This window comes from Fructilactobacillus sp. X3R2C1, assembly GCF_059901235.1.
Genome location: NZ_JBWXVA010000002.1, coordinates 223,131 through 235,212 on the forward strand (window position 1 = coordinate 223,131; position 12,082 = coordinate 235,212).

The following is a 12,082-nucleotide window of genomic DNA, read 5'->3' on the forward strand; positions in this document are numbered from 1 at the left end:
CATTACAAATTCTTAATGGTTTGCACAATCTTGCCCGTCTTATAATTTACCGTGACGTAGTTCATTCGATTGTTCTGATTTAAATAGGAAACCACCCAGGCTGGCTGATCTTGATAAATCCCAAGCCCGGTGTTAATAATCTTAGAGGCTTTCCCAATTTTTTGAGCCGTCTTTTCTGCTTCCTGTTGTGTAATCCCACTCTTTTGGGTAACTACCTGCATACTTTTCCCGTTCTTAGGTAAGATGGCATACGCATACTGATTTTGTTTATTATAACCACCAACTGAATAGTATGTCTTATTTAAATTAGACGAATAGAAATGATTAATATTATGAAATCCAGCACTATTTTCTGCTACCGTAGTGACATGAGAACGAGCGCGTAATTGGGGTGCTTTAGCAACATGAAAGAAAATAATAACACCCAGAATGATTAGAACGATCACCGCAACAGTTATCCATTGAATCCGATGAGTCCTTTTTCGTTTTAATTGTTCTCTGTACATGAAAATTCCTCTTTTATTTAGCTTTTACATGCATCATTATAGCAAACTTTCCTTGTTTAATAATTAATTAATCCCTCTTATTAAAGAAATCTTGACCATCTTTAACAATCTTAGCGATCGACCCCGTTTTAATTGGTAAATCAGAGGGAAGCGCATCGATGATTTGCTTACCATACCGTTTGTCAATCAAACGACTGTCCAAAAAGTTAATGATACCATAATCAGTTGAGCTTCTAATCAATCTTCCCACACCTTGTTTAGTTTTGATAATAGCTTCTGGTAAGTCAAAATTATAAAATGGATTCTTGTTTTGTTCCTTTAAAAACTTAGCCCGACTTGAAACAACCGGATTATTGGGAGATTCAAACGGTATCCGGGTAATAATGAGTTGCTTGAGTAAATTATCCGGAAAATCAACACCCTCAAAATAACCATTAGCTCCAAGTATTACCGGAACTGCATCCTTGGTTGACTCAAACCTTTTGATCATTTTTTCTTGACTCCCAGAAACACCGGCGGCTTGAATCATAAAATTACCGTTATTGTTCTGATCTAATTTTTCGTACACTTTTTTCAAAATATCCAATGAGTTAAACAGTACTAGCGTTGGTACTCCATTAGCGTTAATAAGCTTCCAAATTGAGTTAGCCAGATAAGAGATATATTCATCATTATCTACACTAGGCGGCATCGGTGTCGTTTCAGAAATCATCATTTCAGTTTGCTTGGAATAATCAAAAGAAGATTTTAGCCGTTTCATTCTCGTATCACTCCGACTTAAATCAAGCTGATCAAAAATATACTGTGACTTTTTTGATGTAAACAACGTCGAACCAGTAAAAATTGCTGGCTTAAAATAGTGATAGATATTTTCCTTTAACTTATTTTTGGAAGCAAAATCGCCAGTCATGAGGATGACATGATTAGGATCTAGATCCTCTGTATAATAGATCCAGTAAAAAGAGGATCGCTCACTAACCCTTTGCTTAACTTGGTCCACGTTAACACTATCAATGTAATCAGTAATTGTAAGTAAATGACGTTCAAACTTCTCAATCAAAGCTCGATCAGAAATCGTCCAACGATTCTTTTCCTTCTTAACTAACTTTTTGAAGGCATTTATAAATTCTTCTAATTTTACGTTGATATGAGTCAAATGGTCTATTTGACCTTGATGGGCTTTCACAAATTGAAGTAGTTCTTTCGCACTAATCGAAGACTCAGAACGCCGAGTAGTAACGGGTTTCATGAATTTGACCCTAAAATCCTGTAAAATCAACTGATTCGTATCAAAAACAGCATCTAGCTGCGAATCTAACCCATTAAGTCGATTTAACTCATCAACGTCATCAGAAAAGATTTCATTTAAATTTAGCCCGTGGGTTTGGAATAAATCATTCTTAAGCCTTCCAATATTTTTCTTTAAAGTATTGAATTTAATGACTTTTTCTTGCGATGAAAACGCAACGTCAGCAAGCTTATGAGCTTCGTCAACCACTAAGTATGGCTTTGAAGTCATGTAATTACTTAATTGACGACTATTCTCAAAAAGATAATTATGGTTAACGATAACAATATCAGCACGTTCCACCCGCTTCAATTGAGCGAGTAAAAAGTCAACATCCCGAAAAGAGTTCTTCTTATCCGTCTCCACATGAGAATTTTGATAATTAATTTGATCAATAAATGGAACTTCATTGGGAAGATTTAATTCGTCAAGATCACCCGTGCTTGTCTCAGTGAGCCATACCAAGATTCGTGCTTTCATGAATTGTGACTGTTTAGATTTATCGTGAAATTGAAGTGTTTTGCTAAACCGTTCTAGATTAATATAATGATTGACACCCTTTAACATGGCAACATTAAAACTAGTATTAAGTAACGGTTCTAGCTGACTTTTAATTGTAGAATACAACTGTTCCTGAAGTCCATTGGTAGAAGTACTGACCACTAGCTGTTCACCTTCATTAACCAAATAAGCCATTGGAATCAGGTATCCCAGGGTTTTCCCACTCCCGGTTGGTGCTTCAATTAATAAATTATAGGTGGGGTTTTCTTTATCATGATAATTATTATAAATTAAGTTCATCATTTTACTTTGTGAACTTCGCCAATTTAACTTACCCATAAATTGGCGTTCCTTCTGCTTCTTAGTCTTAGGATACTTTATCAAATTGTGCTCTGAGATTGAATAGGATGGTACTTGGTTTTTCAGCGCAATCCCATTTACAACCACATATTGCGAATTCAAATTCTTTAAATGTTCCCGCTTAATCTCTTCACGATCTTCAATAAATTGAACCGTATCTCTAGGGAGATCAGGATGAACCTTAAGAATAGACTGAATTGTCACTAAGGGTAATTTTTCAATCTTCTTCATGATTGTTAACAGTAAATGAGCAGTTGCGTCAGCATCACTTTTAGAGGAATGCGGATGGGTGTGTGAAATCCCAAAATGATGACTTAAGTCCTTTAATCGATATCCCGTTAATTCCGGAAAAAAGATTTGACTCAACGTGACCGTATCAATGGCTTTAATATCTAACTCAGGATAACCCACTCTTTCTAATTCCGCATTTAAAAACGGAAAGTCAAAATTAACGTTATGGGCAACGAAGACAGTACCACTCAGTATCTTATAAATATGGGGAGCAACCTGATCAAACGTTGGTGCTCCTTTAATTGTCTGGGCGTTAATGCCAGTTAAGTGGGTGATATCTTTAGGAATCGCTTCACCATTATTAACATATGTTGAGTAGGAATCGACCACTTGACCACCTTGAACAAAAGTACAACTAAATTGAATAATTTGGTCACCATTAGAGACATCCGTTCCAGTTGTCTCCATGTCAACGACTGCATATTTTGTATTCTTGGGCACCTGTCTCACCTACCTTTAAAACTAATTCCACTACAATATTACTACATTTATCTTAATATTTATATAAACCAACATTTAATCATTAGTAAAGTATTCTAAAATATATTGGTCATGTTCTAAATTATGATAAAATAGGTATGTTTGGAAAGTGAGCGATTGAAATATGAACACGACTGCAACCGGGTTGAGTCATGCAAAAATAATTTTTTTAGGTGAGCACAGTGCCGTCTACCAAAAGCCTGCGATTGTTTTTCCTGTGCCACAAATTAAAGTGAAAACCACCATTACTTCTGATGGTAACAATCAACTATTCAGTAAATACTACCATGGTCCAATTAGTGCTCTCCCTTCTTCAATGAATGGATTACAGACACTTATTAATCGTCTTAACCAATCATTAAATCCTAATAACATCCCAATTAATATCAAAATTGATAGTGCAATTCCGTTGGGGAGAGGGATGGGTTCATCCGCTGCAACAGCTAGTGCAGTTACCAAAGCCTTTTTTCATTTCTTTAATCATCAACTAAACGCTAACCAGCTTAAGAAATTTACCGATGTAGAGGAAAAGATAACTCATGGTAATCCAAGTGGAATTGACGCTAAAACCGTCAGCGCGCTTAATCCCATCTTATTTGAAAAAGGTCAGTTTTACGATTTTCCTGTTTCAAACGCAGGAAATCTCATCATTGCTGATACTGGTATCTCAAGTAATACTTCCACGGCAGTTTCAATGGTAAGAGATGAAATGGACCATAACTTTCAAAATACGAATGATTTAATTAACGACCTCGGGGATTTAGCTGAAGCAGCTAAACATTCTCTGACATACAATAAACTCAAACAAACTGGCCGATTAATGAATCTGGCCCAAAATGATCTTTCAAAATTGGGAGTTAGTTCAACAGAAATTAATACCCTGGTAAATGCTGCTAATCAGGCGGGTGCCCTCGGTGCTAAACTAACGGGAAGCGGACTCGGTGGATGCATTATTGCTCTGTCAGATTCTAAAACCACCACGCAAAAAATCAAGACAACCCTTAAACAAAGTGGAGCACAAGGAGTTTGGGTCCAATCATTAAATGAAATGAAGTAAGGAGATTTATTATGTCCGACAATACTAATATCTATAGAACCCAGAAGGCTCGTGCTCATACTAATATTGCACTAATCAAATATTGGGGGAAGGCCAATAGTCAACTCATTATTCCAGAAGACAGTAGCCTGTCTTTAACTTTAAATGACTTCTATACCGATACTGAAGTTCGCTTTGACCCATCTCTAAGTTCTGATCAAATCACTTTTAACAATCATCTAATTAATGATTCGGAAGGAAAAAAGATTGTCAGTTTTCTTGACATCGTTCGAAAAAAAGCCAATGTTGATATTCACGCCCATGTTAAGACAAATAACAATATCCCTACTGCTGCTGGGCTTGCTTCATCTGCTTCAGGGTTTGCTGCTCTCGCTGCCGCTTCTAGTAAAGCCATTGGAATGAATCTTTCTAAAAAAGATCTTTCTAGGCTCGCTAGACGAGGATCAGGTTCAGCAACACGCTCTATTTTTGGCGGTTTCGTCAAATGGGAAAAGGGTCATAGTGACGAAACTTCCTTTGCCATTCCAATTGAAGAAGACATTGATTGGGACATTAACCTAGTAGCTGTTATTATTAATCGAAACGAAAAAAAGATTTCTAGTAGAGAGGGTATGAAAATTTCTAAGTCCACCTCCCCTTACTATCAATCATGGAAAAAAGTTACTAGTCATGACATGACCACGATGAGAAAAGCAATTCGTACTCATAACTTCGACTTAATGGGCCACACTGCTGAAGAAAATGCCATGAAAATGCACGCCCTCACGTTCAGTTCCGATCCAGCTTTTACATATTTTAATGGAGATACACTTAAAGCAATTCAAATTGTTCACGAATTAAGAGACAATGGCATCAGTTGCTATTTTACAATTGACGCTGGTCCAAATGTAAAAGTGTTAGTCCAACATGATAATTTAAACCAAGTTGTAAATCGATTTAAAAGCACTTTTGGATCATCAAACGTGGTTGCTACCACTCCAGGTCCTGGAATCGAATATTTAAATTAAGGGAGTAATTAATTACATGATTTCCGCAAAAGCACCTGGCAAATTGTACGTAGCTGGTGAATATGCAGTAGTTGAGACCGGCTACCCTGCTATCATCGCTGCATGTGATCGCTTTGTTAGGGTTGGCATTAAAGCAAGTTCAGATTTTGGAAGCATCTATTCAAAACAGTACGATGAAAATATGCTCCATTGGAAGAGATTAGGCCATCGCATGGTCTTCGATAATCGTGATAATCCTTTTCAGTACATCATTTCAGCGATTAAAGTAACTGAAGAATACGTTGAAACTCTCAATAAAAGTTTAAAAACATACGATATCATCGTAAATAGTGAACTCGATAGTGCCGACGGACGTAAGTACGGATTAGGTTCTTCAGCTGCCGTCACGGTTGCAACCGTTAAAGCCTTATGCGAATTCTACGACATTAACCTTTCAACGATGCAACTCTTCAAGCTAGCCGCAATTGCTCATTTTGAAGTTCAAGGAAATGGTTCATTAGGCGATGTAGCTGCTAGCGTATTCGGTGGTTGGATTGCTTACCATTCATTTGACCGACAGTGGTTAGCCAATGCCCGTAAAGATGTGGATTTAGTGGAACTGTTAGATTTAAAGTGGCCTAGTTTAAAAATTATGCCGCTAACAGCACCAAAGAATTTACAATTATTAATTGGATGGTCAGGTTCACCCGCTTCAACTTCAAATCTAGTTGATCGAGTGGAGCTAAAAAAAGCCAGAAATTCTGAACTTTATCAAGACTTTCTTCACTTCAGTCAGGAGTGTGTCTTAAATATTGTTAATGGCTTTAAAAGTTCTAATCTGGAAATGATCCAAAAGAACATTGAAAACAACCGCAAGCTCCTTTTAAAACTCGGTGAATTTGCCAACGTTGAAATTGAAACCCCAAAGCTAAAAGAATTAATTGACATTGCCGATCATTTTGGTGGTGCAGCCAAAACTTCGGGAGCTGGTGGCGGTGATTGTGGGATCGTCATTATTAATAAGGATGATAATATCGATGATCTTGTTAGCGATTGGAACCGCCATGGAATTGAGCTACTAGACCTTAAGATTCATAATAATTAGGAGAAACAAATGACTAACCAACAGTCACATCGAAAAGATGAACACGTCTCGCTTGCTAAAAAATTTCACCATACGGAATCTGAAGCTGGATTCGATCAGGTTCATTTTATGCCAGTAACATTCCCTGAAATGACATATCAGGATGTAGATATCTCAACTCAATTAGGCTCGCTGCCTTTAAGGGTCCCCTTCTACATTGAGGCGATGACTGGTGGCAGTGAGTATACCAAAAAATTAAATTTTCACCTAGCTTCTATCTCAAGGCGCTGTGGAATCGCAATGGCATCCGGCTCAGAGAGTGTAGCAATCAAACATCCGGAACTAATCGATACCTTTTCGATCATTAGAAAGCAAAACCCAGATGGACTGATCTTTGCTAACATTGGTGCTGGGACAACCCCAAAAGCGGCTGAGCAAGCAATTGATATTCTTCAAGCTAATGCATTAGAGATCCACGTTAATTCAGTTCAAGAACTCATCATGCCCGAGGGATCAAATTCATTTAACTGGCTATCCAATATTTCAAACATTGTCCAAAATATTAAAGTACCAGTAATCGTCAAGGAAGTTGGATTCGGGATGAGTTCTAAATCAATTCAAACCCTTTTGGACCTTGGAGTTGAATATGTAAACATTGGTGGTCGTGGCGGAACTAACTTTGCTCAAATTGAGAACTTCCGTCGTCATCAAAAAGAAATGGACTATTTTAAAGACTGGGGGATTACCACGGTGGAATCTCTCTTTGAATCCCAAAAAGTTCCTAGCATGAACATCGTAGCAACTGGTGGCATCACTAATCCCATGGAAATCGTCAAATCATTGTATTTGGGTGCCGATGCTGTTGGCATTGCGAGTCAGATTTTGGTGAAACTAATTGATGACGGTGAAGACGAGACCGTGAAAATGATTAACGATTGGATTATTGGCATTAAGTCCATTTTCACCGCACTAGGCGCACACAACATTAGTGAACTGCGTCAATGTGAATCAGTAACCAGTCCAGAATTACAAAGCTACTTAAATCAACGCAAATAAAAAGACCTTCGTTTAAAAAACGAAGGTCTTTTTATTTTTTCATGCTTTAAACCTTAATCCCTTAGGGAAAAAGTTTTTTAACGTCCCATTCACGACTTTACCAAATCCAACACTCATTCCGCGACATTGAATTAAGTACCACCCTTTCTTTAAGTTGGGATCCACGGCAACGGTGTCACCGTGGACATAACTCTGCCACTGATGATCAGTAATTTTAACGATGTTTTTTACGTCATTAGGATTAATTGCCAATGCCAATGCATACGAAGGATCAATCCGATTCTTTTTAATCGTTCCAAGTGGCGTTCCGGGTCGCATTACTTTTAAACCATCTAAATCGGGAATTGCCGGATTAAATGAATAAAGGGTACTCCCAAATTCTAGAAGATCCTCTGTTAAAAAATCGCGCTTAAAGTTAACGTTACAGAACTCTTTCCACTCTTTTTTTATACTACTTGAGACATTACTTCTTTGATGTTTAGTCTTTTTGGATTTTCCAACATCTGTACTCTGCAACTTGGCAATAAAATGACCATCACCCTTAAATAAGTTAGGAAACAGACGAGCCGTTTTAGTTAACTCTTCGTTTCCATCCGCCCATTCCGGTTTTCCGTCGATCATCCCATCATACTTCTTAATCGGGAGAGCCTTAAAATCATAATTAGCTAAGATCCAAGCAATTATCTGTTCGTCTTCTTCTGGTGAAAAAGTACAAGTTGAATAAATCAATTGTCCACCTGGTTTTAACATCTTAACGGCTTCTCTTACAATGTCTTTTTGCCGCACAGCACACTCTTTCGGATAATCAATTGACCAGTATTTTGTTGCGTTATGATTTTTTCTAAACATTCCCTCACCCGAACATGGTGCGTCAATCAAGATCTTATCAAAATACCTTGGAAAATGCTTTGACAGGTTATGTGGATCTTCATTCAAGATTAAAGGATCCCACACCCCAAACCGTTCAATATTTTCAACTAGAACCTTAGCTCGACTCCGGTCAATTTCATTTGACACAAGCAAGCCTTTGTTTTTCATCATGCCAGCCAAATGGGTCGACTTTCCTCCTGGGGCAGCACACAAATCTAATACCTGATCTCCCACACTAGGATCAACCACCTCTGCTACGTACATGGCAGATGGTTCCTGACTGTAAACGTAACCACTCTGATGCTCGACGGTTTTCCCGCTCACTTTCCCATAATAACCATTTTGGGTATAGGAAATCGGGCTTGTCATATCCAAACGAACATCAGCTTTAGTTTTGAGCGGATTAGTTCGAAAGGCATTGTAAGAATCTTCATCAAAAGAATCAATAAAACTTTGATAATCATCTTTTAACAGATCATGATATTTACTTTTAAAATCTTCAGGTAATTTCATACTGATAAGTCCTTATTATTCAAATTGCTTGGCAGCTCTCACGGCCATCTTCCATCCCTTGTATAGTTTTTTTCTTTTATCGCCACTCATATGTGATTCAAAAAAAGTACCAACACGCTTACTTCTTTTAATTTCATCAATATCCTTCCAAAATCCAACCGCCAAACCAGCCAGATAAGCTGCTCCCTGTGCCGTGGTCTCTGAAATTAATGACCGTTCAATTTGATCATTTAAAATATCGGCTTGAAACTGCATTAAGTAATCATTTTTAGCAGCTCCACCATCTACTACTAGTGATTTAACCGGAATCTTAGTCTCTTCTACCATCGTATCAAGAACATCCTTTGTTTGAAATCCTAACGATTCAATGGTCGCACGAACTAATTGATTACGCGTCGTTGATGATGTCAAGCCAAAAATCGATCCACGAATTTCCTGATCCCAATATGGTGCCCCTAGTCCAGTAAACGCTGGCACTACGTAAACTCCGTCACTCGTTTTGGCATCATAAGCCATTTGCTCAGAGGCCTTAGCCGATGAAATTAAACCCATCTCATCCTTTAACCATTGAATTGCCGATCCAGCCACAAAAATGCTACCTTCTAAAGCATATTTAACTTCTCCATTCAATCCGTAGGCAATTGTGGTTAACAATCCATTACTAGAAAACCTTGGCGTCTTTCCTGTATTCATCATAATAAAGGCACCCGTTCCATAAGTATTCTTCGTCATTCCGGGTTGTAATGCTAATTGTCCAAATAATGATGCTTGTTGGTCACCGGCAATGCCGGCAATTGGAATCTGTACCCCTAAAAATGAATATCCCTTCGTATATCCAAAGAAGTGTGACGATGGTTTCACTTTAGGTAACATTTTCTTAGGAATATCGAAGAGCTCTAACAGATCATCATCCCATTTCAAATCGTTGATGTTATATAACATTGTCCTACTAGCATTAGTATAATCAGTGGCATGAACGGTTCCGCCGGTCAGATTCCATAGCAACCATGAATCAATGGTTCCAAATAATAAATCTCCATTCTCCGCCCGTCTCTGGGATCCCTTTACATGATCTAAAATCCATCTAATTTTCGTACCAGCAAAATAAGAATCAACAATCAGTCCCGTCTTTTGGTGAATTAAATCAGCGTAACCATCAGTTATTAACCGATCAGCAATTTCACTGGTCTGTTTTGATTGCCACACCACAGCATTATAGATGGGCTTTCCACTTCGTCTATCCCAAATTACAGTCGTTTCACGTTGATTAGTAATGCCGATACTTCGCACTTTATAGGGAGGAACTTCAGAGTTAATCAATACCTCAGAAATCACAGATTCAACGGCATTCCAAATTTCAACTGGATTTTGTTCCACCCACCCTGGATGAGGAAAAGATTGTTTAAACTCACGTTGTACTTTTCCCACAATCTGGCCATCATGATCAAATAACATTGCTCGAGCAGAGGTCGTTCCTTCATCAATTGCCATTATGTATTGCTTGCTACTCATATTTTCCCTCGTTTTTTCAAATAAATGTTATGTGTTAATTATACCCTAAGTAATTTAGCATACCAAACGTGAAGTTATACCATAACAAAGGCAATATGGTAGAATACTTACATGTGATTTAATAGGAGGCAATCTAAATGACAAGTTTTAATGAATATTCCGCATGTACCAGCATTTTAGTTGGAAAAGATGCCACGGTTGATGGCAGCACTTTAATTGGTCGCAATGAAGATGCTAAAGCATCATGGCCAAAACGATTTGTTGTCCATGAACATAAGGAGTATCAGGATGATCAGGAATTCAAATCAACTGATAACGGCTTCAAAATGCCGCTACCAAAAACACGGGGAAAATACACTGCTACTCCCGAATGGACCGACCAAGATGGTTTATTTGAAGAGGATGGTATTAACGAATATGGGGTTGCTATGAGTGCAACTGAAAGTACGTACGCTAACGCACGTGTTCTAGGTTATGATCCCCTTGTAAAAGATGGAATCGGCGAAGAAGCCATGGTAACCGTAGTCTTGCCTTATGTCCATTCCGCAAAGGAAGCCGTCAAACGTCTTGGTAACATTGTTGAAAAATATGGAGCCAGTGAAAACAACGGAGTCCTTATGTCTGATAAAAAAGAAGTTTGGTACTTAGAGATTGGTTCCGGACACCAATGGATCGCTGAAAGAATCCCAGACGATGAGTACGCCGTCGTTGCTAATCAAATGGCCATTGAAGAAGTTAACTTTAAAGATAATGATCACTTCATGTGGTCACCAGGGATTAGGGACTTTGTATCAAAAAACAATTTAAATCCGGATCGTTCTGGTTTTAACTTTAGACACATTTTTGGAACCCATGACTTATCAGACACCTACTACAACACCCCTCGAGTTTGGTACGGACAAAAAATGTTTAACCCAGAAATCAAGCAGGATCCTACTTCCCAAAACATCCCCTTTACAAGGAAAAGTGAAGAATTAATATCGGCGCTCGATGCCCAAAAGTTGCTCAGTTCACACTATCAGGGAACTCAGTTCGATCCAATTGGTGCAGGCGAAGAAGCTGATCGAACTCGATTTCGTCCCATTAGTTTAGCCAAAACCCAAGAATCACACGTGCTCCAAATCAAACCTAATCTACCAATTGAAATTGGTGGAATTCACTGGCTTGCTATGGGTGTAGCGGCTCAGAGTACTTACGTCCCATTTCTTGAGGGAATTTCTGATACTCCCAAAGCATATAAGTACCACGTCAAGATGGATTTTGATCCTAAATCGGCTTACTGGATCTTCAAGCTAGTTGGGATCTTAGTTGACCCCCACTACCTTGAATTTGGTGACAAACTTAAAAACGTGCAACAAAGTTTAATCGAACAATACGAACAAATTTTACAGCAGGTAGAACAAGAGTCCCACGGCTTGGATTCAACGGAACTAACTCAGCTTGCTAATGAAGCCAGTTCTAAGGCAGGTAAACTCGCTTTGCGTAGCTTTAAGAACCTTGGTCAATACTTGATTACAAACTCAACGGACTTCTCTCCTCTCAACTATCACCAAGATTTAAATCTATAAAAAAAGAGAG

General features: G+C 38.3%; 9 protein-coding genes. 5 read left to right on the forward strand and 4 right to left on the reverse strand.

Annotated features, from left to right (window positions below):
- Positions 1-2 precede the first annotated feature (2 nt).
- Together AC6UDB_RS03165 and AC6UDB_RS03170 are read right to left on the reverse strand one after the other, a co-directional pair.
- Positions 3-506, reverse strand: coding sequence for a cell wall elongation regulator TseB-like domain-containing protein (locus tag AC6UDB_RS03165; protein ID WP_500709136.1), 504 nt, complete (start codon positions 504-506; stop codon positions 3-5).
- Between the two features lie 67 nt (positions 507-573).
- Positions 574-3,387 (reverse strand): helicase C-terminal domain-containing protein, encoded by a 2,814-nt coding sequence (locus AC6UDB_RS03170; protein ID WP_500709137.1) that lies wholly within the window; start codon positions 3,385-3,387, stop codon positions 574-576.
- Positions 3,388-3,550: 163 nt separating this feature from the next.
- On the opposite strand from AC6UDB_RS03170, the gene mvk reads away from it, so the two are divergent.
- The 4 genes from mvk to fni are packed head-to-tail and all read left to right on the forward strand — an operon-like array spanning position 3,551 to position 7,609.
- Complete coding sequence (gene mvk, locus AC6UDB_RS03175; RefSeq protein WP_500709138.1) at positions 3,551-4,483, forward strand: mevalonate kinase; 933 nt, start codon at positions 3,551-3,553, stop codon at positions 4,481-4,483.
- 11 nt (positions 4,484-4,494) lie between these two features.
- On the forward strand, positions 4,495-5,490 hold the full coding sequence (gene mvaD / locus AC6UDB_RS03180; RefSeq protein ID WP_500693732.1) for a diphosphomevalonate decarboxylase: 996 nt from the start codon (positions 4,495-4,497) through the stop codon (positions 5,488-5,490).
- Between the two features lie 16 nt (positions 5,491-5,506).
- Positions 5,507-6,574, forward strand: coding sequence for a phosphomevalonate kinase (locus tag AC6UDB_RS03185; RefSeq protein ID WP_500709139.1), 1,068 nt, complete (start codon positions 5,507-5,509; stop codon positions 6,572-6,574).
- A gap of 9 nt (positions 6,575-6,583) precedes the next feature.
- On the forward strand, positions 6,584-7,609 hold the full coding sequence (gene fni / locus AC6UDB_RS03190; RefSeq protein ID WP_500709140.1) for a type 2 isopentenyl-diphosphate Delta-isomerase: 1,026 nt from the start codon (positions 6,584-6,586) through the stop codon (positions 7,607-7,609).
- A gap of 39 nt (positions 7,610-7,648) precedes the next feature.
- On the opposite strand, the gene AC6UDB_RS03195 is transcribed toward fni, so the two are convergent.
- Both AC6UDB_RS03195 and glpK read right to left on the reverse strand, forming a co-directional pair.
- Positions 7,649-8,992: an RsmF rRNA methyltransferase first C-terminal domain-containing protein gene (locus tag AC6UDB_RS03195; RefSeq protein WP_500709141.1), complete on the reverse strand. Its 1,344-nt coding sequence runs from the start codon at positions 8,990-8,992 to the stop codon at positions 7,649-7,651.
- Positions 8,993-9,007: 15 nt separating this feature from the next.
- Positions 9,008-10,504, reverse strand: a complete 1,497-nt coding sequence (glpK, locus tag AC6UDB_RS03200) for a glycerol kinase GlpK (protein ID WP_500709142.1) — start codon at positions 10,502-10,504, stop codon at positions 9,008-9,010.
- Between the two features lie 137 nt (positions 10,505-10,641).
- Here glpK and AC6UDB_RS03205 point away from each other — a divergent pair, with 137 nt between their 5' ends.
- Positions 10,642-12,072 carry a C69 family dipeptidase gene (locus AC6UDB_RS03205; protein WP_500709143.1) on the forward strand — a complete coding sequence of 477 codons (1,431 nt, stop codon included), beginning with the start codon at positions 10,642-10,644 and terminating at the stop codon, positions 12,070-12,072.
- The last annotated feature ends 10 nt before the right edge of the window (positions 12,073-12,082 follow it).

Coding starts and splice junctions, on each gene's coding strand:
- AC6UDB_RS03195 (WP_500709141.1), bottom strand. CDS start 8,992: ATGAAATTACCTGAAGATTTTAAAAGTAAATATCATGATCTGTTAAAA.
- fni (WP_500709140.1), top strand. CDS start 6,584: ATGACTAACCAACAGTCACATCGAAAAGATGAACACGTCTCGCTTGCT.
- mvaD (WP_500693732.1), top strand. CDS start 4,495: ATGTCCGACAATACTAATATCTATAGAACCCAGAAGGCTCGTGCTCAT.
- AC6UDB_RS03205 (WP_500709143.1), top strand. CDS start 10,642: ATGACAAGTTTTAATGAATATTCCGCATGTACCAGCATTTTAGTTGGA.
- AC6UDB_RS03165 (WP_500709136.1), bottom strand. CDS start 506: ATGTACAGAGAACAATTAAAACGAAAAAGGACTCATCGGATTCAATGG.
- glpK (WP_500709142.1), bottom strand. CDS start 10,504: ATGAGTAGCAAGCAATACATAATGGCAATTGATGAAGGAACGACCTCT.
- AC6UDB_RS03185 (WP_500709139.1), top strand. CDS start 5,507: ATGATTTCCGCAAAAGCACCTGGCAAATTGTACGTAGCTGGTGAATAT.
- mvk (WP_500709138.1), top strand. CDS start 3,551: ATGAACACGACTGCAACCGGGTTGAGTCATGCAAAAATAATTTTTTTA.